Raw genomic sequence first — 23,452 nt, forward strand, 5'->3', positions numbered from 1 at the left:
GAGGTGCCTTGTTGTGGAATAGAAAACGGGTATTGACCCCACTGAGGTGCCAAGAGCGATCTGCGCGCACGGCCGATGTTCCACCACGAGAAGTACTCGATCGACGCGCGCCTCACCATCGTGTTCTGCGCCCTCGGGATCAGCCGGCACCTCCAAATCCGCGCCGGACTCAGCGTCAAGCGCATCACCTGCGCCCTGCGCTCCCTGCGTGATGTCGTGATCACCGTTCAAGGCCTCACCGCACTCCGCTCACCAACGGGTCCTAGAGTGGCACGACTCAGGCCGAACGTGGTGCGCATGCAGAAAGCGTGTGCGGGGGCGCCGACAACCCAATCTGGAGGGCAGGTCCGCGGACCAGCGCCCGACACCAATGTCGTCACGCCACGAAGCCCTCGGTGTCACTCGCTTTCCGCTGACTCGTCTTTGGTCCACGAGCGCGTTAGACGGTCGTACTGCTCCTGCGTGGCGAGCGGGTGATTCTCGATCCGATCGATGAGCGCCGACCAGTTGGACGGCACGTCACTATCGGGGAACTCTTCCTGGAGAGTGAGCAGAGTTGAAACGGACTTGTCGAAGTCGCAGACCATGGCCGCCCAGGTGGCAGCTGCTTCGAGGAGGATGCGCCGATCCTGTCCGCTTCGCTTGCCGGCGACGGAAATGAGCCCCGAGGTGATGTTGGCCGCAGCCTCCATACGATGTACTGCTGTGCCGCAGACGATGAGCTTCTCAACCTCGCACTCCGACCACACGGTGTCTTCCAGCTCATAGCGTGTAAGGAGGATCTGCCACACGGGAGGTGACGCGAGTGTATCGGCGGCCACTGACACATGCAGATTTTCCTCTGAGAACCCTGAGCCGGCGAGAACGATGTCCGGTACGTCCTCTACCTCGAACAAGGGGTTCATGTCACCCGGATCCAGTTGGTGCATGCACTCGGCTGCAAGGCCGAACGATGCGAGGAACCGCCCCTCTACGGTGCTGGGAAACACCTCTTTATGAAACCGGAGGTGTTTTGCCCAGTACGCGTCCGCCGCAGCTTCCTCCTCCTCCTCGTTCTCGTAATACCCGCCATAGAAGTCATCCATTGCAGCGTCGACATTCTTGCGGTGATCATCTGCTCTCTGTCCGGCCCTGCCAGCCGTCGGAACAGAAGGACCTGTCTCGGTGACTGTCTTCGGCAAAGGTATGTGCTGAGCCTGGTGCGCAGCGCGGCTGGAAGCGGGCGTGACTGTTCCCGCCAGCTCCACATGCTGAGCGGAGATCAATGATGGAGCGTCTTCCGCGAGCACATGCCTCTCACGTTCCACCCCGGCCTTCAACGCCCCGGCTCTTTGGGTGTCTGCGATCCAGCTCATCTTCTGGCGCAGGCGCGCCGCAGAGTTATTGTCCGAGAGCCCTTGCGCGGCCAAGAGACACTCAGACAAGAGCTCACGGGCTGAATCAAGTCGATTGTGAGCCATTTCATCATCAGCCAGGCTCTCGCCCGACAGGAGGACGGTTTCTGCTTCCCTCACAGCGACTCCGTACAGATATGAGTGGAGCAGCAGTCCAGCTGAGTACTCAGGGCTTGTGTGCTTTGCCTCACGTGCCAGCCGACCAAGTGCACGGGCGAGGGCTGCCACGATGTTCGCTCCATCTGTCGAGATCAGAGCAATGTCCGACGCGACCTCGGGCATCCCCGGGATCATCGCAATGAACTTCCACGAACGTCGCATCGGAAGCAGCGATGCTTGCGCTGGTGGTCGCATTGAGAAGCGAAAGAACGGTGTCCCGTTCGGTGTCTTCAGGAATTCCCACAGCCCAGTCTCGAGGCGGTCGGGAAGCGCATCCACGATGGCAAGAGCTGAGCGACTCTGCTTGATTATCCCCACGGTTCCCCCTTGGCCACCCCATCAACCGCCTCAATTCAGGCACTCGCAACCGCGATGCCTTGGCCTCAATCTTACTGAGTGGTGTTCCGCGGCGACTCGTACCGATGGGCTGACAGACGCGTACACTTCGTTGCCTCCCTGTGGGGTCAACCCATTCCTCGTGGCCGGCGCTTCGCGCCAGCTCATCGGCGAACGCGCTGGTGATCGCGTCCTTACCCAGGCGTATGGCGCCGTCATGCGGCCGGGCCGGGGCATCCGTCCCGCCTACAATCGAGCCATGACCCACGTTGCGCTGCCCGCCGACCTGCTGCCCGCCGACGGACGCTTCGGGTGCGGCCCGTCGAAGGTGCGGGCCGAGCAGGTGCAGGCCCTGGCCGGCCCGGGGGCGGCGATCCTGGGCACCAGCCACCGGCAGGCACCGGTCAAGGACCTCGTCGGGCGCGTGCGCAGCGGGTTGGCCGAGTTGTTCCGGCTGCCCGACGGGTACGAGATCATCCTCGGCAACGGCGGGTCGACGGCGTTCTGGGATGCCGCGGCCTTCGGCCTGATCGAGCAGCGCGCGCAGAACCTGGTGTTCGGCGAGTTCGGCGGCAAGTTCGCCAAGGCCGCCGCGGCCCCCTGGCTGCAGGCGCCCGATGTGCGCAGCGCCGAGCCGGGCACGCGCGCCGAGCCCGAGCCGGTCGACGGCGTCGACGTGTACGCCTGGCCGCACAACGAGACCTCGACCGGTGTGGCGGCCCCGGTGCGACGCGTGCACGGCGACGCCGGCGCCCTCACCGTGATCGACGCGACCAGCGCCGCCGGAGGCATCGACGTCGACATCACGCAGGCCGACGTGTATTACTTCGCCCCCCAGAAGAACTTCGCCGCCGACGGCGGGCTGTGGTTCGCCGCGGTCTCGCCCGCTGCGATCGAGCGCATCGAGCGGATCGCCGCGTCGGACCGCTACATCCCCGCGTTCCTCGACCTGAAGACCGCGGTCGACAACTCCCGGCTGAATCAGACGCTGAACACCCCGGCGCTGGCCACCCTGCTGCTGATGGACGCGCAGATCGACTGGATGAACGGCCAGGGCGGCCTGGCCTGGGCGGCCGCGCGCACCCGCGAGTCGTCCGACGTGCTGTACGCGTGGGCCGAGGCGTCGAGCTTCGCGACCCCGTTCGCGGCCCGGGTCGAGGATCGCTCACCGGTGGTGGTGACCATCGATTTCGACGACGCGGTCGACGCGGCATCCGTCGCCAAGAGCCTGCGTTCGAACGGCATCGTCGACACCGAGCCGTACCGCAAGCTCGGCCGCAACCAGCTGCGCATCGCGACGTTCACGGCGATCGAGCCCGATGACGTGCGCGCGCTCACCCGCTGCATCGACTACACGGTCGAGCACCTGGCCCGCTGAGAGTCGTCGGTCCTCGTCGTCGAGCGGCGTCAGTCCTCGTCGTCGTCCGGCCCGTCGCCGGGCTGCTCGTCGAGCTCGTCGATGTCGACGCCGTCCAGGTCGCCCGAGTGCAGGATCGGTGAGCCGTCCTCGTCGAAGTCGGCCGCATCCAGGTCGTCGACGTCGTCGAGCTCGTCGTCCGCGTCGACGGATGCCTCGGCCCGGGCATCCTCGTCGGCCGCCGCCCGCTGCTGGGCCTGGTACTCGGCCAGACGCACCGCCCACGGCACCCATTCCGGAGCCAGCAGCGCGCCGGAGCCGGGCAGCAGCTCGGCCTCGAGCACGGTCGGCTCGGCCTCCCCGGCCGCGGCCAGGCTCACGGTCCAGAACCAGCCCGGGTATCCCGGCATCCGATTGTCGAACAGCAGCGAGACCACACCGTCGGGCTCGACCGTGTAGCCGGCGGGGTCGCCGACCGTCGCCGGTGCGGTGATCTCGTGCAGCGCGGCGAGGGCCAGATCGTGCGCGGCCAGCAGCCGCTCATCCGGAATGGGCGTCGCCGCCTCATCCGTCGCCGCCCCGTCGACGGGCAAGGCCGTACCCCCCTCGGGCGCGCCGTCGGACGCCGGGTCAGACATCGAAGTCATCGGCGACCTTGCGCAGCAGGGCGGCGACCTTCGTGGCGTGCGCACCCGAGGGGTAGCGTCCGCGGCGCAGGTCACCGCCGATCGTGTCGAGGAGCTTGACGAGGTCTTCGACGATCACGGCCATGTCGTCGGCGGGCTTGCGGGACTTCTTCGCCAGGCTGACCGGGGCTTCGAGCAGCCGCACCGACAGCGCCTGCGGGCCGCGGCGGCCGTCGGCGATGCCGAACTCGACCCGCGTGCCCGTCTTGACCGTCGCTCCTGCGGGCAGGGCTGTGGCGTGCAGGAAGACATCCTGACCGTCATCCGAAGAGATGAAGCCGAAGCCCTTCTCTTCGTCGTAGAACCTGACCTTGCCGGTGGGCATGACTACCTCGCTGGAACGGTGCGCGCGCCTTCCGCGCGCAGACGTGCATGGGAATGTGGAAGGACCCGAAGGTCCCGGCCTCCAGCCTACGGCACGTGCGCGCGGCGGTAGGCTGGATCCGATGAGCGCGCCCACACCGTCCGGGGACGTCCCGGTCCGCCGGATCGACCGCATCCTCTCGTACACCGCCCTCGGCCTGCTGGCCGTGTCGGTCATCCTGTTCTTCGCCATCATCATCGGCACGGCTGTGCACACCGACCAGAGCACGCCGCTGTGGCGCACCATCGGCACGATCGTCTACGTCGCCCCGATCGCCGCCTTCTTGATGATCCTGACGGTCGTGATCATGAGCTTCGTGCGCCGGTCCCGGGCGAACAAGGCCGACCGGACGCGCTGAGTGGCCGCACTGTCCGACGCGCGGGAGCTGGCGACGCTGCTGGCCGGGCTCCGTGCGCAACGGCTGGCCGAGGTGCTGCACGCACGGGGGGTGTCCGCCCAGGTCGGCTGGCGCGACTGTTTCGACGCGGCCGAGGGGCTGCTCGAGCCCGCCTCGATCGATGCGGCGCTGCGGCAGCTGCCCCGCGTCGCGCTGCAGGGGGTGGATGCCGCAGCCAGCTCCGCCGCCGACCCCGGGGTGCGCGACAGGCTCGAGGCGGCCGCGCTGCTGCGGGCCGACGGCACGGCCCTGGGTGCGGTCACCGACCGGGTGCACGCCGCCCGGGCCGCGCATCCCGAGGCGTTCGAGGCCGTCGCCACGGCCGAACCGGCCGGCGGCGATGCCGTCGCCGCCGCGCAGGCGGCCGAGCGTGCCGCCGACACCGTCCGCGCCGTCACCGACCTCGTCGCCCGGGCGGCCGACGACCCCGTGAACGTCACCGGCACCGGCGCGATCACCGCCGTCGACCGCCGCCGTCTGGTCGACGGCCACCTGGTCGAGAGCCCGGCCGAGCTCGACGATCTGGTCGCGCTGGCCGCCGATGCCCGTCTGCTCGCCCTGGTCGACCGGCAGTGGCGTCAGACCACGGTGGGCGCCGCGTGGCTGCGCGGCACGATCGCGGATCGCTGGGCGGCGCTCGCGACGGGCTGGGTTGCGGCGCTGCCCGGGCCGCTTCGGACCGACGGCGGCGGTTACCCGCCTCCGACCCAGTGGCCGCACGCCGCCCCGCTCGATGAGACCTGGCAGGCTTTGGCGGCGACGCTGTGGCGGCAGGCGGTGCGGGCCGGACTGTACGCGGCCGACGGCACCGAGCCCGCCTGGACCGCCCCGCTGCGGACCGGCGCCACCCCCGATCAGGCAGCCCTCACCACGCTGCTGCCCGCCGAGATCGACCGCATCTACCTGCAGGCCGACCTCACCGCGATCGCCCCCGGTCCCCTGCGCTCGCCACTGGATCTGCGCCTGCAGACGATGGCGACCCGCGAGTCGCGGGCCCAGGCATCCACGTACCGGTTCACCGCCGACACGATCGCGGCGGCCGTCGCCGGTGGCGAGGACGCGGCATCCCTGCGCACGTTCCTGGCCGGCCTGTCGCTGACCGGCATCCCGCAGCCGCTGGACTACCTCATCGCCGAGGCCACCGCGCGACACGGTTCGGTGCAGGTGGCCACCGATGCCGCGACCGGCCGCACACGCGTGACCAGCTCCGATCCGCAGCTGCTGCGCACCATCGCGGTCGACCAGTCGCTGCACGCGATCGGGCTGACCGAGGACGGTGACGCGCTGGTCTCGCGGGTGGGGCGCGACGCCGTGTTCTTCACGCTCGCCGACGCCCGCTATCCGGTGGTGGCGCGCGATGCCGCCGGCCGCGCCGAGCCACTGCGCCGCCGCCGCGACCCGGTGCCGGTGCCGGCCGACGAAGCGGCCGCCGCCCTGCTGCCGGTGGCCGAGCGGCTGCTGGCGCACAGCGCCGACGACGCCGACGCGGCATGGCTCGTGCGCGAACTCGAACAGGCGGTGCGCACCCGCGGCGAGATCACCGTCACCGTGCGCATGCCCGACGGCACCGAACGCGACTTCACGATGGAGGCGACGGGCCTCGGTGGCGGCCGACTGCGGGGGCTGGACCGTGCGGCCGACATCGAGCGCACCCTGCCGGTCTCGGGGATCGTCCGGGTACGACCCCGGTAGAATGGACCCTTATGTCCGACGGCCCCCTCATCGTCCAGAGCGACCGCACGGTGCTGCTCGAGGTGGCGCACCCGGATGCCGAGACCGCGCGGCACGAGTTGGCGATCTTCGCCGAGCTCGAGCGCGCACCCGAGCACATCCACACCTACCGGATCACCCGACTGGGGCTGTGGAACGCGCGGGCGGCCGGGCATGAGGCCGACGACATGCTGGCGACCCTCGACCGCTTCTCGAAGTTCCCGGTTCCCACCTCGGTCGCCGTCGACATCCGCGAGACGGTGAACCGGTACGGGCGCCTGGTCATCGAGCGCGGCGACGACGGCGACCTGGTGCTGCGGTCGACGGATGCCGCGGTGCTGACCGAGGTGTCGAAGAACAAGCGCATCCAACCGCTGCTTATCGGCCACCCCTCGCCCGACACGTTCGTCGTGGACGCCTGGGCGCGCGGCGCCATCAAGCAGGAGCTGCTGAAGATCGGCTGGCCCGCCGAGGACCGTGCCGGGTACACGCCGGGCACGCCGCATCCCATCGACCTCGTCGAGGACGGCTGGCACCTGCGGCCGTACCAGCGCACCGCGGTCTCGACGTTCACCGAGGGTGGCTCGGGCGTGGTGGTGCTGCCGTGCGGGGCCGGAAAGACGCTCGTGGGCGCCGGGGCGATGGCGCAGACCAAGACGACGACGCTGATCCTGGTGACCAACACGGTCAGCGCCCGGCAGTGGCGCGACGAGCTGCTGCGGCGTACGTCGCTGACCGAGGCCGAGATCGGCGAGTACTCCGGGCAGGTCAAAGAGATCAAGCCCGTCACCATCGCGACGTACCAGATCCTCACCGCGAAGCGAAAGGGCCAGTACGCCCACCTGGCACTGCTGGACGCGCTGGACTGGGGGCTCATCGTCTACGACGAGGTGCACCTGCTGCCGGCGCCGGTGTTCAAGCTCACCGCCGACCTGCAGGCGCGGCGCCGGCTGGGGCTGACGGCGACGCTGGTGCGCGAAGACGGTCGGGAGGGCGACGTGTTCAGCCTGATCGGGCCGAAGCGGTTCGACGCGCCGTGGAAGCAGATCGAGGCGCAGGGCTTCATCTCACCCGCCGTCTGCTACGAGGTGCGGGTGGATCTGCCAGAAGGCGACCGGCTGGAGTACGCGGCCTCGGCCGACGACGAGCGGTACCGGCTGGCGGCGACCGCTCCGGCGAAGATCGGCGTGGTGCGCGAGCTCGTCGCCCGGCACCGGGGTGAACGGATCCTCGTCATCGGCCAGTACCTCGACCAGATCGACGTGCTCGCCGAGGCGCTGGGCGCGCCGAAGATCACCGGTGCGACGCCGGTGGACGAGCGCGAGGAACTGTACCGGGCGTTCCGCGAGGGCGAGATCGAGCTGCTGGTGGTCTCGAAGGTCGCGAACTTCTCGATCGACCTGCCCGAGGCATCCGTCGCCATCCAGGTGTCGGGGTCGTTCGGATCCCGCCAGGAGGAGGCGCAGCGGCTCGGCCGCCTGCTGCGGCCGAAACAGTCCGGGCACACCGCGAGCTTCTACACGCTCATCGCCCGCGACACCGTCGACCAGGACTTCGCGCAGAACCGGCAGCGGTTCCTCGCCGAGCAGGGCTACAGCTACACGATCCTCGACGCCGACACCCTCGCCGCGGCCTGATCCGAGCGCCGGCGGCGTGGCACGCCGGCGGTGCGGTGCAGGTCTGGTAATAGGTTGAGATGGAACCGAACACCACCGTCAGTACCACCGCCCTGATGTCGGCCGCGGCCCGGGCCGCGCATCCTCTCGTCGACGCGCCCCCGCATCTGCTGATCGACGAGATCGCCGCCGCCCTGGTCGACCACGACCATCCCTCGCCGTTGGATTATCACCGAGCGCAGCCGGACGCCCCCGTCCTGGCGTCGGCCCGGCTGGCCGCCTGCGTGCGCAGCGCGTTCGCCGAAGCCCGCCTGGCCGAGTCCGGGGTGGATCAGCTGGTCGTGCTCGGCGCCGGGCTCGACACCGCCGCGCACCGGATGCCGGTGGGAACGCACGCGTGGCTGGTCGACCTTCCCGGGGTGCTCGCACACCGGCGCGCGCTGTTCGCGCGGGCCGGCCTGGCCGACGCGGGCACCCCGGTGCCGGTCGACCTCGCCTCGGCTTCGCCGGTGGACGCCCTGTGCGCGGCCGGGTTCGACCCCGATCGACCCGCGTTCGTGTCATGGCTCGGGGTGAGCATGTACCTCGACGCGGCCGCCGTCCGCGGGGTGCTCGCCGGCCTACGCGCTCTGGCCGGCGGCTCCCACCTGGTCTTCGACCACATCGTGCCGCCCGCCCTGCGCGACGCGGCCGGTGCCGGGTATGCCCAGGCGGTGGCCGCGGTCGCCGGGCGTTCCGGTGAGCCGTGGCACTGCACACCCTCGCCCGACCAGATCACCGACTGGTTGGCCGACGCCGGCTGGGCGGTGCGCGAGGCGTGCGACGAGACGGATGCCGCGGGCCCGGGCTTCTGGCCCCGCTCCGACGCACTCACGCCGATGCGGCTGGTGCGCCTCGTCCACGCGGTGCGCGAGACGACCGGCGCGCCGGCTCAGCGCGCGTAGCGCAGGAACACGAAGCCGTCGTCGTCGCGCAGCACGCCCCGCAAGGCGAGGTCGTGCTGCGCTTCGGCGGCGCCCTGCACGATGCGGCCCGCTCCCCCGCCCACCACGTGCGGCGCCACGGTCAGGCACAGCTCGTCGACGAGCCCGGCGTCCAGCAGCGAGCCGAACAGGTGCGGTCCGCCCTCGCACAGCACCTGCGGCATCCCCTGCGCCGTGAAGGCGTGGGTCATCGCGACGAGGTCCACCGTGGCATCCCCGCAGACCAGCACCTCGGCCACCGACTCGAGCTCTGCCCGCCGCGCCGCGGGCGCGGACGCCCGGGTCACCACGATCGGCGGGACGGGAGCGTCGGCGAAGACCGCATCGCCCGGAGCAAGGTTCAGCTCGCCGCTGACGACGGCCAGCCGCGGCGCGGGCGAGAGCCCGTGCGCGCGCCGCCACGCGGCATCCTCCTCCTGCGGCGCCACCCCGCCGTATCCCTCGACCCGCACGGTCCCTGCTCCGACGAGGATCACGTCGGCCTGCGCGCGCAGCACCTCCATGAGCGCACGGTCGGTCCGCCCGCCCAGCTCCCCGCTGCGCCCGTGCAGGGTGGCGGCGCCGTCGGCACTCGACACGAAGTTCATGCGCACCCGTGGCGTGCGCCGGTCGTCCAGCGCGTAGGCGGCGAAGAGTTGGTCACGGGTCGGGTTCATTCGTTTCCCTCCGGGCCGGTCATTCGTTTCCCTCCGACCGCATGTTGTGCAGCAGGTACGCCGGTTCGCGCCAGCCGAGGATCGCCTCGACCATCCGCAGCGCGTCGACTGTCTCGCGCACATTGTGCACCCGCACCATGCGCGCCCCCTGGGTCGCGCAGAACACCGCCGCCGCCAGTGACCCGTGCAGGCGCTGGTCACGGTCGCGGCCGAGCGCCTCGCCGATGAAGTCCTTGTTCGACAACGCGACGAGCATCGGCAGACCGATGTCGGCGAACTCGCCCAACCGCCGGGTCAGTTCGAGCGAATGCCGGGTGTTCTTGTTGAGGTCGTGCCCGGGGTCGACGATGATCCGCTCGGCCGGCACACCGTGCTCGCGTGCCACCGCGACACGGTGCTCGAGAAAGTCGCGCACCTCGGCGACCACATCGTCGTAGTGCGGTAGCGGCAGCTGGGTGCGCGGCGCGGCCAGGCTGTGCGCCACCACCAGCGTCGCGTCGCTGTCGGCGACGACGTCGGCGATCCGCGGATCGTGCACGCCGGTGGTGTCGTTGATCACGGCCGCACCGGCGTCGATCGCCGCCCGGGCCACCTCGGGCTGGAACGTGTCGACGCTCACCGGCCCGAACGGTGCCAGCGCCCGCACCACCGGCACCACGCGGTCGATCTCTTCGGCGACCGGCACCGGCGGCCCGGGCGCGAACTTCACCCCGCCGACGTCGACCACATCGGCGCCCGCCTCGAACGCCGCGCGCCCCGATGCCACCGCGGCCTCGAGCGCGAACGTCGCGCCCCGGTCGTAGAACGAGTCGGGGGTGCGGTTGACGATCGCCATCACCGCGAGCCGCCGCGAGAAGTCGATGTCGCGATCACCGATGCGGCGCACCGGATGCCGCAGCCGCGGCGTGACGATCACGCGGGCACCAGCGAGTCCAAGGCCACATCCGCATCGGCGAGCGCTGCGGTGTCGATGCGCGCGCCCGACGCGATGAGCTTCTGCACGGTCTCGTTCACGTCCCAGACGTTGACGTTCATGCCGGCGACGACCTTTCCGTCGGCGACCCAGAACGCGATGAACTCGCGCCCTCCCACGTCGCCGCGGGTCACCAGCCGCGCGTCCTTCATCAGGGGCGCGTAGCCGCTGAGCTCCATGCCCAGATCGTACTGGTCGGTGTAGAAGTACGGGATCGCGTCGTGCACCGCCTCCTGACCGAGCATGACGCGCGCCGCGACCGGACCGGAGTTCAGCGCGTTCGCCCAGTGCTCGCTGCGCAGCCGCTGCTTCAGCACGGGGTGCATCGCGTTGGCGACGTCGCCGGCGGCGAGCACGTCGGGCGCGCTGGTGCGCAGCGACGCGTCGGTGAGGATGCCGCGGTCCACCTCGATGCCGGCCGCTTCGGCCACCGCGGTGTTCGGCACGGCACCGACGCCGATGAGCACCAGGTCGGCGGGCACCGTCTCGCCGTCGACGACCACACCGGTGGCCCGGTCGGTGCCCTCGATGCGCTCGACGTTCACCGAGGTGCGCAGGTCGACGCCGTGCTCTTCGTGCAGCCGCCGGAACACGGTGCCCATCTCGTCGCCGAGCGCGACCGCCAGCGGCACCGGGTCGCGCTCGAGGATGGTGACCTCGTTGCCCAGTTGCCGCGCGGTGGCCGCGACCTCCATGCCGATCCAGCCCGACCCGATGAGCACGAGCCGCTTGCCGCCGCCGGCCAGCTGCGCGTGGAGGTCCTTCGAATCGTCCAGCCGGCGCAGCATGTGCACGCCGGGCAGGTCGTGTCCGGCGATGGGCAGCGCGCGCGGTGTGGCACCGGTGGCCAGCAGCAGCTTGTCGTAGCCGAGCGTCGACCCGTCCGCGAGCGTCACGGTGTGCGCGACGACGTCGATCCCGGTCGCCGCGGTCGCGGTGCGCACGTCCACCCGCTGCTCGCGATACCAGTCGTCGGGGTGCAGGATGACGGCATCCAGCCCCTCGTCGCCCTTCAGGAACCCCTTCGAGAGCGGCGGGCGCTGGTACGGCGTGTACGGCTCGTCGGCGATCACCGTCACCTCGCCGTCGTAGCCCTGCTCGCGCAGTGTCTGGGCGGCGCTGCCGGCGGCCAGTCCTCCTCCGATGATGACCATGCCTGCCATGGTGTCTCCTCTCGATCGATCAGCGGGCGTGAAAGCGCGCCCGCAGCGTCTGGTCGGCCTGCAGCGCGCCGCGGAACGCGCTGGTGACCGTGGTGCTGCCGGCCACGCGCGCTCCGCGCAGCGACATGCACAGGTGCTCGGCCTCGAGCACCACACCCACACCGCGCGGCGCCAGGTGCGTCTGCAGATGGTCGGCGATCTGCGCGGTGAGGGTCTCTTGCACCTGCAGGTCGCGGGCGAACAGCTCGACGACCCGCGCGAGCTTCGACAGTCCCACGATGCGCTCGGCGGGCAGGTAGCCGACGTGGGCGACGCCGCGGAACGGCAGCAGATGATGCTCGCACAGCGACGAGAACGGGATGTCACGCACCAGCACCAGCTCGTCGTACCCGGCGTCGTTGGGGAACGTGGTCAGCGTGAACGGGCGCGGCTCGATCATCTCGCGAAGCCCGGCGACCACGCGACGCGGGGTGTCGGCCAGATGTGGGGAGTCGATGTCGCGGCCGAGTGCGCGCAGCAGATCGGCGACGGCCTGCTCGGCCGCCGCCACGTCGACGCAGTCCTCGTCGGCGACATCCTCGAGCGCCGCCAACGGCGGGACGGACACGGACATGACGACCCCCTTCCGGGCCGCGGCGGAAGCGACCCACGTCCGACGCTAGGCCCTGCAGATTCTTCTGTCAAGATTCGCTTTTTTAGAGTAGGGTGGGGTCATGGGCGTGATCTCGCACAACCGGGCACAGGCGCTTGGCCTGCTCGGCGATCCGGTGCGGCGCCGCGTGTACGCGGCGGTCGCCGAGGCGACCGAGCCGATGGGGCGGGATGCCACGGCCTCCGCCGCCGGCGTCCCCCGTTCCACCGCGGCGTTCCACCTCGACCGGCTCGCCGCGGCGGGACTGCTCGCCGTGGAGTACCGGCGCCTGTCAGGGCGCAGCGGACCGGGCGCCGGGCGTCCGGCCAAGCTCTACCGTGCGGTGGCGGGCGAACTGGCCGGCTCCATCCCGGAACGGCACTACGAACTGGCCGGCGAACTGCTCGCCCGGGCCGCCGAGCAGGCGGACGCCGACGGCATCCCGGTGCGCGAGGCCATCGCCGCACAGGCGCACGGCCTGGGCGCCCAGATCGGCGCCGACTGCGCGAGCACCGAGGCCGCGCTGACCGCGTGCGGGTACGAGCCGGCCGACGACGGCTGCGGCGGGGTGCTGCTGCAGAACTGCCCGTTCCATGCGCTCGCCGCCCGGCACACCGACCTGGTGTGCACGGCGAACCTCGCCCTGGTGCAGGGCATGGTCGCGGCCACCGGCGATCGGCGCACCCCGCAGCTGAGCCCGCGCGAAGGGCACTGCTGCGTGCAGGTGCGGGCGCTCCCCGACCCCTCGGCACAGGCGCACAATCGTGCCGCTTCCGGCGAACATCCCACACGCACACGGTCCGGGTCACCATAATGGGCACATGACCGCACCGCGCATCCTCATCGTCGACGACGAACCGAACATCCGCGACCTGCTGATCACCAGCCTCAAGTTCGCAGGCTTCCAGGTGCGGGCCGTCGCCAACGGCGCGCAGACCATCTCGGCCGTCCTCGAAGAGGAACCCGACCTCATCATCCTCGACGTCATGCTGCCCGACATGAACGGGTTCAGCGTCACCAAGCGGCTGCGCGGGGCCGGTTACACCGCCCCCATCCTGTTTCTGACCGCGAAGGACGAGACGCAGGACAAGATCGAAGGTCTCAACGCCGGCGGCGACGACTACGTCACCAAGCCGTTCAGCCTCGACGAGATCGTCGCCCGCATCCAGGCGATCCTGCGCCGCACCATGCAGACCGACGAGGAGTCGGTGATCCGTGCGGGCGAGCTGACCATGGACCAGGACACCCACGACGTGTTCGTCGGCGACGCCCAGATCGAACTGAGCCCCACCGAGTTCAAGCTGCTGCGCTACCTGATGCTCAACCCCAACCGGGTGCTGAGCAAGGCGCAGATCCTCGACCATGTGTGGGAGTACGACTTCAACGGCGACGCCGGCATCGTCGAGAGCTACATCTCGTACCTGCGTCGCAAGATCGACCCGCACGCGTCCGAGTCGCTCATCCAGACCAAGCGCGGCTTCGGCTACATGCTGAAGGCCGGAAAGCCCGCCTGAGACGGGAGGGGCCCTGTCAGAGCGTGAGCCCGATGCGGTCACCGGGTGGTGGCGTGGGCTGAGCCTGCGCGCGAAGGTCACCGGGGTGACCGTCGCGGTGCTGGCGATCGGCCTGTTCACCGCGGGCATGGGCACGATGATCTTCCTGCGCGGGGCGCTGGATGCCAGCCTCGACTCGCAGGTGCAGCAGCTGGCGACGACGGATGTCGCACGCAGCGCGTTCGACGTGACGGTGGACGGCAGCGACATCCGGTTCACACCGAACACGTCGGGGCCGATCGACTACTCGGGCTATTACGTGGCGGTCTACGCCGCCGACGGGTCGATGCTGGCCTCGGTCGGCCCGCACGGCGAGAACACCCCGGTGTTCCCGCAGAAGATGTCCACCCGGCAGGCCACGATCCAGGGCACGGCGCCGTTCAGCATCCCCGGCACGGCGGGCGTGGACTTCCGCGCGAGCGTGACCTCGTTCGTGCTCGGCACGAACGCCCCGTTGTTCACCCAGCTGGTGGCGCTGCCGACCTCGTCGGTGAACCGCATCGTGGGCACGTTCCTGGGCATCTACAGCGTGCTGGCGCTGCTGACGATCTTCATCGGGGCGCTGGTCACGCGCGGCCTGGTCACGCTCGCGTTCCGCAGCCTCGGGCAGGTCGAGGCGACGGCGATGTCGATCGCGGCGGGTGATTTCAGTCAGCGGATGACGAAGGTCGAGCCCGAGCACACCGAAGTCGGGCGGCTGAAGATCGCGATCAACGCCATGCTGGCGCGGCTGGACGCCGCGCTCGGCCAGCGGGACGCCGCCGTGCGGCAGATGCGCCGGTTCGTCGGCGACGCCAGCCACGAACTGCGCACGCCACTGGTCACCGTGCGCGGTTATGCCGAGCTGTACCGCATGGGCGCGATCCGCAGCGACGACGACGTCGCCACGGCGTTCGAACGCATCGAGAAAGAGGCGATCCGGATGGGGTCGCTGGTCGAGGACCTGCTGGCGCTGACCCGGCTCGACGAGCGGCGCGAAGAGATCGCGTTCGCCCCGGTCGACCTGCGCCCGATCGCCCGCGATGCGGCGCTGGACGTGCGGGCGGCCTCGCCACGACGCCAGGTGTCGGTGACCGACACCACCACGGCGGTCGCCGACGAGCTGCCGGCGCTGCAGCTGCCCACCGCGCCGATCACCGCCACCGTGGCGGACGCGGGCGCGAAGAAGCCGTCATCGGCGCCACGGCGGGTGGCATCCGCTCGTAACCTGCTGCGCCGGCGACCCAAGCAGCCGGCACCGGCCGAGCCCGCGGCCACCGCGCCGGTACCGGCACCGCAGCCGGCCGGAGCCCCGCCGATCGTGCTGGGCGAAGAGAACCGCATCCGGCAGGTGGTGGCGAACCTGCTCGCCAACGCCCGGCGGTACACGCCCGACGACTCCCCCATCGACCTGGCGGTGGGCGTGGACGGCACCGCCGGGATGGGCTGGATCGCGATCGCCGACCACGGCGACGGCATCCCGCCGCAGATCCGGGAGCAGATCTTCCAGCGGTTCTGGCGCGCCGACACCTCCCGCACCCGTGAGACCGGCGGCTCGGGTCTCGGGCTGTCGATCGTGGCCTCGATCGTCGACCTGTTGCACGGCACCGTCACCGTCACCGACACCCCGGGCGGCGGTGCCACGTTCTGTGTCGCGTTCCCCTTGGCGCAGGCGCGGGATGCCGCCGAGCACATCGACATCCAGACTCAGCCGTTGCACCGCCTGGGCGACGACGTCCGCTGACGGCCCGCACCGATTCCTCCCCAGGCGGGAGCCACGGCGATCTGTCCACGGATCGGCACACCGGCCCCCGCCGGACCGGCGCGCCACCCTAGCGTGGGAACCCAGATCCGAAGGGAGCACCCCATGTCCGTCTACTCCGTCGACAGCGACGCGGTCCTGGCCGCCACCTCCGCCGTGCACGGCACGATCGACCGCCTGCAGGGCGAGACCGCCTCGATGCTCGCACAGCTCACGAACCTGCAGGCGACCTGGACCGGGTCGGCGTCGGCCGCCTTCGCCACGGTCGTCGACCAGTGGCGTGCGACCCAGGCTCAGGTCGAGCAGAGCCTGGCCGCGATCAACGCCGCCCTGGCCGCCGCCGGCCGCCAGTACGCCGAGGCCGAGCAGTTCAGCACCGGCCTGTTCCGATGAGGCATCCCGTGCGGCGTCGAGAATCGGCATCCCGGCCGAGACTCCGTGCGGCGCGGCGAGTGCGGACCGGAATGTCGATTCTCAATGGCAGCGGCCCGGCGCGGCGGATGCCCACGCCGCCGCAACGACGAAGCGCCCCTCCGACCGGAGGGGCGCTTCGTGCGTGGGGTGGTCTTCGACTCAGAAGTCCATGCCACCGGTCGGGTCGCCGGCCGGAGCGGCAGCGGCCTTCTCCGGCTTGTCGGCGACGACGGCCTCGGTGGTCAGGAACAGGCCGGCGATCGACGCGGCGTTCTGCAGCGCCGAGCGGGTCACCTTGGTCGGGTCGATGATGCCCTGCGCGAACAGGTCACCGTACTCGCCGGTGGCCGCGTTCAGACCGTGGCCGGCGGGCAGGCCCGCGACCTTGTGCGCGACGACGCCCGGCTCGAGGCCCGCGTTCTGCGCGATCTGCTTGAGCGGCGCCTCGATGGCGACCTTGACGATGTTCGCACCGGTCGCCTCGTCGCCGGTCAGGCCGAGCGACTCGAACGCCTTGGCACCGGCCTGGATCAGCGCGACACCACCACCGGCGACGACACCCTCCTCGACGGCGGCCTTCGCGTTGCGGACGGCGTCCTCGATGCGGTGCTTGCGCTCCTTGAGCTCGACCTCGGTGGCCGCGCCCGCCTTGATGACGGCCACGCCGCCGGCGAGCTTGGCGAGGCGCTCCTGCAGCTTCTCGCGGTCGTAGTCGCTGTCGGTGTTCTCGATCTCGCGACGGATCTGGGTCACGCGACCCTCGATCTGCGCGGGGTCACCGGCACCCTCGACGATCGTGGTCTCGTCCTTGGTGACGATGACCTTGCGCGCACGGCCGAGCAGGTCGAGCGTGGTGTTCTCGAGCTTGAGGCCGACCTCTTCGGTGATGACCTGGCCGCCGGTGAGGATCGCGATGTCCTGCAGCTGAGCCTTGCGGCGGTCGCCGAAGCCGGGGGCCTTGACGGCGACCGACTTGAAGATGCCGCGGATCTTGTTCAGCACCAGCGTGGCCAGCGCCTCACCCTCGACGTCCTCGGCGATGATGACGAGCTCCTTGCCGTCCTGGATCACCTTGTCGACGACGGGCAGAAGGTCCTTGATGTTCGAGATCTTCTGGTTCGCGATGAGGATGTACGGGTCCTCGAAGACGGCCTCCTGGCGCTCCGGGTCCGTGACGAAGTAGGGGTTGATGAAGCCCTTGTCGAAGCGCATGCCCTCGGTGAGCTCGAGCTCGGTGCCGAAGGTCTGCGACTCCTCGACGGTGACCACACCCTCCTTGCCGACCTTGTCGATCGCCTCGGCGATGAGCTCACCGATGGTGGTGTCGGCGGCCGAGATCGACGCGGTCGCAGCGATCTGCTCCTTGGATTCGACCTCCTTGGCGGCGTCGTGCAGCTGCTCGATGACGGCCGCGACGGCCTTCTCGATGCCCTTCTTCAGAGAGATCGGGTCGGCGCCGGCCGCGACGTTGCGCAGCCCCTCGCGCACCAGCGCCTGGGCCAGGACCGTGGCGGTCGTGGTGCCGTCACCGGCCACGTCGTCGGTCTTCTTGGCGACCTCCTTGACCAGCTCGGCGCCGATCTTCTCGTAGGGGTCGTCGAGTTCGATCTCCTTGGCGATCGAGACACCGTCGTTCGTGATGGTGGGGGCGCCCCACTTCTTCTCGAGCACGACGTTGCGACCGCGGGGGCCCAGGGTCACCTTGACGGCGTCGGCCAGCGTGTTCAGGCCGCGCTCGAGGCCGCGACGGGCCTCCTCGTCGAAAGCGATGATCTTTGCCATGTGTGTGTCGTCCCTCCCGGACGTTGGCTGACGGTCTTTAGCACTCACTCAAGCCGAGTGCTAATGCCATTCTGGCACTCGCCCCCAGAGAGTGCAAGACGGCGGCCCGCACCCTCGGGCAGCACCCGTTCGACACCGGGCACCGCACCCGGCCCCCACCCGCGGCAACGGCGACGCCGACGTCATGACGCGCGTCCGTGCCTCACCATCGACGAACTCGGCGCCGCCGATGCCGGCGGCCCGAGCGACGCTCCGGCCTGAGCGGTTCCGAGCAGCGCTACGACGTCTTCGACGGCGAGGGAGCGGGTGAGGAGGCGCGGTCGGTGCCGAGCACGACGGCGAGCTGCTGCGCCTCGGGATCTCCGGCAGGCTGATACTCATCGCTCTGCGCGATGGCGGCACCGCCGATGATGTTGGCGAGCCCGGCGGCGGCCGCGGCATCCTGCGGCAGCACGTAGTACACGGTCGTCGTCGGGTACGTCGATGCGGCCTCACCCGGCGACACCTTGCCACGGGAGAAGCCCGCCTTCACGATCTGATCGGCCACCGCGGTGGCCTTGCCCGGCTCACCGGTGGCGTTGAGCACCAGCACACTGTAGGCGGTGTCGACCACGGGCGTGATCGTCGGGGTGGCCGCCGCGGTCGGCGGCGGCGTCGACTGCGAACCCAGCCGGCCGGTGGTCAGCAGCGTGCCGAAGATGCCGGCGGCGATCAGCACGACGGCAGCCAGCGCCGCCCACGCGACGATCAGCCCGGTGCGCAGCCGAGGATTCTCGGCGCGGTGGGCACCCACCCGATCGGCATCGTCGGGCAGGTCGTCGAAGCTGTCCGGCGGATAGGTCGATCTCGGCACCCCACGATGCTACCCGCCGCGTTCTTGCGTGAGTGTGAGGGCGCGCTCAGCGACCGACCACGCGCGCCAGACCCGCCCGCACCCGCTGGTCGCGCACACGACGCAGCCGCTTGACCAGCATGGGGTCGTGTTCCAGAGCCTCGGCGGTGTCGATCAGCCGTCCGAGCAACTGGTAGTAGCGGGCCGGTGCGAGCCCGAGCTCGGTGCGGATGGCTTCTTCCTTGGCCCCGACATGTCGCGTCCACCGCGACTCGAAGTCGAGGATGGCGAGGTCGCGGTCGTCGAGGGGCACGTGCTCACGCTACTGCGTGGCAGCCTCCGGGTCGGGATGCCACTCCCACGCGGCGCCGTTCGGTCGCACGATCCCGCCCAGCGGGTCGGCGGCGGCGATCACCTGACCGTCGACGGCGAGCGCGAACATCCCGTTGGGCCACGGATCGGGGTCGGGCACCGCGGCACGCCGACCCGCACTCCGTCCCGGCACCGCGCTGTGCCCGGGCACCGTGCTCCGCCCAGGCACCGCGCTCCGCCCGGACACTGCGCTCTGCTCGGGCACCGTGCTCCGCCCAGGCACCGCGCTGTGCCCGGGTTCGGCCCACTCCCCCGGTACGACCCACTCCCCCTGAACGGCCCGATGCAGGCCGGGCGCGTCCAACGTGATCCAGCATCCCGCCGCTCGGGCCGCGGCGGCGATGCGCTCGCGCCCCGCTCGGGGCACGTGCGCGAGCACCCCGGGCGTGGTGATCACCAGTGTCGCGTCGCGAGGCGCGGATGCCGCGACCTCGCCCAGCAGCTCGACGGCATCTCCACAGACCAGCAGCGGACCGTCGGCCGCGACGACGTCGAGGGCGGCGCCGATGCGGGCGGCCCGCTCGTGCTCACCCGGCCAGACCAGACCTTCGATCCAGGCGCGGTCCGCGGCATCCGTCGCCCGTCGCGGCTGCAGGTCGATGCCCGCGCGCCAGACCACCTCGGGCAGGCGCAGCCGCGGCGCCGCCCCGCGCCATCGTGCGGACAGCACCACCGGGCTGACGCCGTCGGCCGGATCGACCGCGAGTGGGCCGTCGTCGGTGGCATAGCGGTACGAGTACCGGTCGGGGTACAGGCACAGTCCGGCGCTGGCTCCGACCTCGAGCAAGGCGACCGGCCCGTCGATCATGCTCAGCGCGGGCAGCAGCGCGGCGCACCGCAGCGGTTCGTTGGTCTGCAGCGTGCGGGCAGCGCATTCGGCGGCAACGGCGTCGGCGTGCATGCGCAGCCACGCGGCCCACCGGGGGTACGCGACGAGCCCGCATCCGAGCATCCGGGTCACCGCGAACACCAGGGGCGGCTGCCGGTGCGTCGCCGGGATGCCGGCGAGGATCGCGCGGGCCTCGGCGTCGCCGGCGACGCCGGCCGCCCACTGCGCGTACAGCGCAGACCGGTGGGGCGCCTCGATGCGGGCGAACCGGTCGTACCGGTCGCGCACGGCGTCGGTGTCGAGCATCCGCCCATTCTCGCGGAATGCGAAACCCGCGGAACACACAGCCTGCGCGTCGGGTTGAATGGAGGTGGAGGATCCCATGGGTTATGGCGTGAACAAGAGTGACGAGCAGTGGCGGGCCGAACTGAGCCCACAGCAGTATGCGGTGCTGCGGGAGGCGGCGACCGAGCGGCCGTGGACCGGGGAGCTGCTGGACGAGCACCGGGCCGGGCTGTACACGTGTGCGGCGTGCGGTGCGGAACTGTTCAAGAGCGGCACGAAGTTCGACTCGCACTGCGGGTGGCCGAGCTTCTACGAGTCGGTCCGCCCCGACGCGGTCGAGCTGCGCGAAGACAGCTCGCTGGGCATGGAGCGCACCGAGGTGCTGTGCGCGAACTGCGGGTCCCACCTGGGGCACGTGTTCCCCGACGGGTTCGGCACCCCGACCGGCGACCGCTACTGCATGAACTCGATCTCGCTGTCGTTCTCACCCGACGAATGAGCGCATTCGACGCGGTTCTGGCGCGCCGATCGTGGTCGAAGGTGACGGATGCCGCACCCTCGCACGACGAGTTGCTTCCGCTGGTGGCGGCTGCCGCGCGGGTCGCCGACCACTCGTCGCTGCGACCGTGGCGGCTGATCGAGCTGCGCGGCGCGGACCGGGAGCGCCTGGGCCGGGCGATCAACAAGGCGCTGGGTGAGAAGGGTGCCTCGTCCAAGCCGCTGCGGGCGCCGCTGCTGATCGCCGTGGTGGTCAGCTACCGACCGAGCGGCAAGGTGCCGCGCTGGGAGCAGGCCGCGACCGCGGCGGGGGTGGCGCACACCCTGAGCCTGCTGCTGGACGAGGCCGGGTGGGGCGTCATCTGGCGCACCGGCGGCTACACGCGCAGCAAGGCGGTGGCGAAGGCGCACGGGCTGCGCGACAACGAGAAGCTGCTCGGCTGGTTGTACGTCGGCGGCAAGCCCGAGGGCAAGGCGACGGCCAAGCGCACGCAGGTCGACGCCGAGCGGTTCCTGTCGCGGATGCCGGGCGAGCGGTAGGCCGCGGCATCCGTCGCGTCAGGTGACGGCGCCGCGACGCGCGTACTGCGGGTCGCGCCACAGTTCGTCGTCGAGCACGCGACGCAGGTGCTCGACCGCGTCCCACACGTCGACGTGACGCAGGTACAGCGGGGTGAGCCCGAAGCGCAGCACCTCGGGCTCGCGGTAGTCGCCGATGACGCCACGGTCGATGAGCGCCTGCATCACGGCGTATCCCTCGGGGTGGCGGTAGCTGACGTGGCTGCCGCGGGCGTCGGGGTCGGCCGGGGTGACCAGTGTGAGCGGATGATCGCCCAGCCGCTGCGCGACCAGGTCGATGAACAGGGTACTCAAGGCGATGGACTTCTCGCGCAGGGCCGCAGCATCCACGCGCAGCGCGATGTCCAGGCCCACCTCCATCGTGGCCATCGAGATGATCGGCTGCGTGCCGACCAGCAGCCTGCGGGCGTCGGGCGCCGGCGCGAACTCCACGGCCATCGCGAACGGGTCGCGGTGGCCCCACCATCCGGTGAGCGGGCCGGTCATGCCGGCGAGGTGGCGGGCCGCGCTCCAGATGAACGCGGGCGAACCGGGGCCGCCGTTGAGGTACTTGTAGGTGCAGCCGACGGCGAAGTCCGCGCCGCTGCCGTCGACGTCCAGCGGCACGGCGCCGACCGAGTGGCACAGGTCCCAGACAACCAGGCTGCCGGCGGCGTGGATCTGCGCCGTGACGGCGGGCATGTCCCAGCGGGCGCCGGTGCGGTAGTTGACGTGGCTCAGCAGCGTGACGGCGACGTCGTCGGTCAGCGCTGCGGCAAGGCCGTCGCGGTCGTCGATGAGACGGATGTCGTAGCCGTGCAGTGACGAGACCAGGCCCTGGATGACGTAGAGGTCTGTGGGGAAGTTGTCGCGCTCGGCGACGATGACGCGTCGCGCGGGGTCGGCGGCCGCCTGGATGCGCACCGCCGCCGAGAGGGCTTTGAAGATGTTGACCGAGGTGGTGTCGGTGACCGCGCACGCGCCGTCGCCGCCCCCGATGAGGCGCCCGATCTTCTCGCCGAGCCGCACCGGCATCTCGAACCACCGGTTGGTGTTCCAACTGCGGATCAGGTCGGTGCCCCACTCGCGGGTGATCACCGCGTCGGCGCGCTCGCGCGCACCGACGGGCAGCACCCCGAGCGAGTTGCCGTCGAGGTAGATGACCCCGGGCGGCAGCACGAACTCGTCACGGAATGCGGCGAGCGGATCGCGCTCGTCCGCCTGCAGGCAGGATTCTCGGCTCCATCCGGCCGTCGTGGTCTCGGTGCTCACCCCACGAGGGTGTCACGAGATCAGGCGATCACGCCAATTCACGCGGATCGCCGCGGCATCCACCGAACATCCCCATCCCATCGTCGAAGTCCGTGCCGCGGCATCCGCCTGATGTTCCGTGCCATCGCCTGAGTCCGTGCCGCGGCCGTGGGCCGTCCAGGCACGGTGCCGGCGACGGGGCGATCTCGTACCGGCGTGCTCAGTCGCCGGCGTGCTCAGTCACCGCGTACACAACGGCGGGGATCTTCCGCGACACGCCGCCGCAACGCCCCGACACGCCGACCGTCGTCGAAAATCCCCGCAGTTGTGCACAGCGCGGCACGCGCGGGGTGCCGCGCCGGCGGGGTGCCTGCTATGGGGCGATGTCCTCACCGGCGTACTGAGTCACCGGCGTACACAACGGCGGGAATCGAGGCGCGAGACGGTGCCGGCTACGGGACTCGAACCTGCAACCCCGGGAACCGGGCGCAGCACCACACGATCCGGTCAAGTCCCGTGGTGTGGTGTCATTTTGGTTGCTTCCTGGGGGGTGGTGGTCAGGCGGTGAGGTAGAACTCGGGGCGTGCGGGCTCGGCGTGGTCGTGGAGGGTGTGGACGAGTTTGCGCATCGAGGTGTCGGAGAAGTAGCGGCGTTCCCCGTAGGACCATTCCTCGTGCTGCTCTTGCAGGACGGCGCCGATCAGGCGGGTCACGGAGTCTCGGTCGGGGAAGATCTGGACGACGTCGGCGCGGCGCTTGATCTCCCGGTTGAGGCGCTCGATCGGGTTGTTCGACCACACCTTCTGCCAGTGCTCGCGCGGTAGCGGTGCGAACGCGGTCAGGTCGGGTTCGGCGGCCTCGAGCATGGCTGCGATCTCCGGGAACGAGCCGCGGAGACTGTCGGTGACGGCC

General features: G+C 70.7%; 24 protein-coding genes and 1 pseudogene. 12 read left to right on the forward strand and 13 right to left on the reverse strand.

The genetic code is table 11. The features are described 5' to 3' along the window. Nucleotides 1-48: 48 nt before the first annotated feature. Nucleotides 49-234 (forward strand): annotated as a pseudogene (locus tag H577_RS18290) (IS1634 family transposase); the annotation flags it as partial. Nucleotides 235-398: 164 nt separating this feature from the next. On the opposite strand, the gene H577_RS17715 reads toward H577_RS18290, so the two are convergent. Continuing rightward, nucleotides 399-1,871 (reverse strand): hypothetical protein, encoded by a 1,473-nt coding sequence (locus H577_RS17715; RefSeq protein ID WP_156876648.1) that lies wholly within the window; start codon nucleotides 1,869-1,871, stop codon nucleotides 399-401. A 277-nt stretch (nucleotides 1,872-2,148) separates the two neighbouring features. On the opposite strand from H577_RS17715, the gene serC reads away from it, so the two are divergent. After that, nucleotides 2,149-3,267: a phosphoserine transaminase gene (gene serC / locus H577_RS0112130; RefSeq protein ID WP_029146174.1), complete on the forward strand. Its 1,119-nt coding sequence runs from the start codon at nucleotides 2,149-2,151 to the stop codon at nucleotides 3,265-3,267. A 29-nt stretch (nucleotides 3,268-3,296) separates the two neighbouring features. Here serC and H577_RS16385 read toward each other — a convergent pair whose 3' ends face one another. Next, the gene (locus tag H577_RS16385; protein WP_084516200.1) at nucleotides 3,297-3,893 is read right to left on the reverse strand and encodes a DUF3027 domain-containing protein; all 597 of its coding nucleotides are present in this window, start codon (nucleotides 3,891-3,893) and stop codon (nucleotides 3,297-3,299) included. Beyond that, nucleotides 3,877-4,257 (reverse strand): cold-shock protein, encoded by a 381-nt coding sequence (locus H577_RS0112140; protein WP_029146175.1) that lies wholly within the window; start codon nucleotides 4,255-4,257, stop codon nucleotides 3,877-3,879. The genes H577_RS16385 and H577_RS0112140 overlap by 17 nt, the downstream gene beginning before the upstream one ends. 121 nt (nucleotides 4,258-4,378) lie before the next feature. Between H577_RS0112140 and H577_RS0112145 the strand changes: the two genes are divergently transcribed. From H577_RS0112145 to H577_RS16390, 4 genes are read left to right on the forward strand one after another with little or no spacing between them, the layout of a single operon-like run. Continuing rightward, nucleotides 4,379-4,654, forward strand: a complete 276-nt coding sequence (locus H577_RS0112145; protein ID WP_029146176.1) for a hypothetical protein — start codon at nucleotides 4,379-4,381, stop codon at nucleotides 4,652-4,654. Further along, on the forward strand, nucleotides 4,655-6,385 hold the full coding sequence (locus H577_RS0112150) for a helicase-associated domain-containing protein (RefSeq protein WP_029146177.1): 1,731 nt from the start codon (nucleotides 4,655-4,657) through the stop codon (nucleotides 6,383-6,385). Nucleotides 6,386-6,396: 11 nt separating this feature from the next. Then, nucleotides 6,397-8,040 (forward strand): DNA repair helicase XPB, encoded by a 1,644-nt coding sequence (locus tag H577_RS0112155; protein ID WP_029146178.1) that lies wholly within the window; start codon nucleotides 6,397-6,399, stop codon nucleotides 8,038-8,040. Between the two features lie 59 nt (nucleotides 8,041-8,099). Continuing rightward, on the forward strand, nucleotides 8,100-8,963 hold the full coding sequence (locus tag H577_RS16390) for a class I SAM-dependent methyltransferase (RefSeq protein WP_211217930.1): 864 nt from the start codon (nucleotides 8,100-8,102) through the stop codon (nucleotides 8,961-8,963). Here H577_RS16390 and H577_RS16395 read toward each other — a convergent pair. From H577_RS16395 to folE, 4 genes are read right to left on the reverse strand one after another with little or no spacing between them, the layout of a single operon-like run. Continuing rightward, entirely contained in the window at nucleotides 8,951-9,658 is a 708-nt protein-coding gene (locus tag H577_RS16395) for a pyrimidine reductase family protein (protein ID WP_036284980.1), read from the reverse strand. The genes H577_RS16390 and H577_RS16395 overlap by 13 nt on opposite strands. A 19-nt stretch (nucleotides 9,659-9,677) precedes the next feature. Next, the gene (gene folP / locus H577_RS0112170; RefSeq protein WP_036285003.1) at nucleotides 9,678-10,571 is read right to left on the reverse strand and encodes a dihydropteroate synthase; all 894 of its coding nucleotides are present in this window, start codon (nucleotides 10,569-10,571) and stop codon (nucleotides 9,678-9,680) included. Next, nucleotides 10,571-11,794, reverse strand: a complete 1,224-nt coding sequence (locus tag H577_RS0112175; protein ID WP_029146180.1) for an NAD(P)/FAD-dependent oxidoreductase — start codon at nucleotides 11,792-11,794, stop codon at nucleotides 10,571-10,573. Before H577_RS0112175 ends, folP begins: the two co-directional genes overlap by 1 nt. Before the next feature lie 19 nt (nucleotides 11,795-11,813). Beyond that, nucleotides 11,814-12,407, reverse strand: a complete 594-nt coding sequence (folE, locus tag H577_RS0112180) for a GTP cyclohydrolase I (protein WP_029146181.1) — start codon at nucleotides 12,405-12,407, stop codon at nucleotides 11,814-11,816. Between the two features lie 100 nt (nucleotides 12,408-12,507). Here folE and H577_RS16400 point away from each other — a divergent pair, with 100 nt between their 5' ends. The 4 genes from H577_RS16400 to H577_RS0112200 all read left to right on the forward strand — a co-directional run bounded on the left by H577_RS16400 (nucleotide 12,508) and on the right by H577_RS0112200 (nucleotide 16,112). Next, nucleotides 12,508-13,239 (forward strand): helix-turn-helix transcriptional regulator, encoded by a 732-nt coding sequence (locus tag H577_RS16400; protein ID WP_051191998.1) that lies wholly within the window; start codon nucleotides 12,508-12,510, stop codon nucleotides 13,237-13,239. Between the two features lie 7 nt (nucleotides 13,240-13,246). Then, nucleotides 13,247-13,939 (forward strand): response regulator transcription factor, encoded by a 693-nt coding sequence (locus tag H577_RS0112190; protein WP_029146182.1) that lies wholly within the window; start codon nucleotides 13,247-13,249, stop codon nucleotides 13,937-13,939. Nucleotides 13,940-14,024: 85 nt separating this feature from the next. After that, nucleotides 14,025-15,701 (forward strand): sensor histidine kinase, encoded by a 1,677-nt coding sequence (locus H577_RS0112195; RefSeq protein WP_036284983.1) that lies wholly within the window; start codon nucleotides 14,025-14,027, stop codon nucleotides 15,699-15,701. A gap of 123 nt (nucleotides 15,702-15,824) precedes the next feature. Next, complete coding sequence (locus tag H577_RS0112200) at nucleotides 15,825-16,112, forward strand: WXG100 family type VII secretion target (protein ID WP_029146184.1); 288 nt, start codon at nucleotides 15,825-15,827, stop codon at nucleotides 16,110-16,112. A 180-nt stretch (nucleotides 16,113-16,292) separates the two neighbouring features. Here the strand turns inward: H577_RS0112200 and groL are convergent, their stop codons facing one another. The 4 genes from groL to H577_RS16405 all read right to left on the reverse strand — a co-directional run bounded on the left by groL (nucleotide 16,293) and on the right by H577_RS16405 (nucleotide 20,254). After that, nucleotides 16,293-17,915 (reverse strand): chaperonin GroEL, encoded by a 1,623-nt coding sequence (gene groL / locus H577_RS0112205; RefSeq protein ID WP_029146185.1) that lies wholly within the window; start codon nucleotides 17,913-17,915, stop codon nucleotides 16,293-16,295. A gap of 277 nt (nucleotides 17,916-18,192) precedes the next feature. After that, on the reverse strand, nucleotides 18,193-18,768 hold the full coding sequence (locus tag H577_RS0112210; protein ID WP_029146186.1) for a LytR C-terminal domain-containing protein: 576 nt from the start codon (nucleotides 18,766-18,768) through the stop codon (nucleotides 18,193-18,195). 46 nt (nucleotides 18,769-18,814) lie between these two features. Then, on the reverse strand, nucleotides 18,815-19,060 hold the full coding sequence (locus H577_RS0112215; protein ID WP_029146187.1) for a DUF3263 domain-containing protein: 246 nt from the start codon (nucleotides 19,058-19,060) through the stop codon (nucleotides 18,815-18,817). A 9-nt stretch (nucleotides 19,061-19,069) separates the two neighbouring features. After that, entirely contained in the window at nucleotides 19,070-20,254 is a 1,185-nt protein-coding gene (locus H577_RS16405) for a DUF2332 domain-containing protein (protein ID WP_051191999.1), read from the reverse strand. Nucleotides 20,255-20,330: 76 nt separating this feature from the next. Here H577_RS16405 and msrB point away from each other — a divergent pair, with 76 nt between their 5' ends. Then, nucleotides 20,331-20,732, forward strand: coding sequence for a peptide-methionine (R)-S-oxide reductase MsrB (msrB, locus tag H577_RS0112225; protein ID WP_029146188.1), 402 nt, complete (start codon nucleotides 20,331-20,333; stop codon nucleotides 20,730-20,732). Further along, entirely contained in the window at nucleotides 20,729-21,271 is a 543-nt protein-coding gene (locus H577_RS0112230) for a nitroreductase family protein (protein ID WP_029146189.1), read from the forward strand. The genes msrB and H577_RS0112230 overlap by 4 nt, the downstream gene beginning before the upstream one ends. 18 nt (nucleotides 21,272-21,289) lie before the next feature. On the opposite strand, the gene kynU is transcribed toward H577_RS0112230, so the two are convergent. Continuing rightward, nucleotides 21,290-22,561, reverse strand: coding sequence for a kynureninase (kynU, locus tag H577_RS0112235; protein ID WP_029146190.1), 1,272 nt, complete (start codon nucleotides 22,559-22,561; stop codon nucleotides 21,290-21,292). Between the two features lie 536 nt (nucleotides 22,562-23,097). Continuing rightward, the coding region (locus H577_RS0112240) for an IS256 family transposase (protein WP_029146191.1) at nucleotides 23,098-23,452 on the reverse strand (355 nt) is incomplete at its 5' end.

The sequence above is a fragment of the Microbacterium luticocti DSM 19459 genome, assembly GCF_000422405.1.
In the GTDB taxonomy this organism is placed as follows: Bacteria; Actinomycetota; Actinomycetes; order Actinomycetales; family Microbacteriaceae; genus Microbacterium; species Microbacterium luticocti.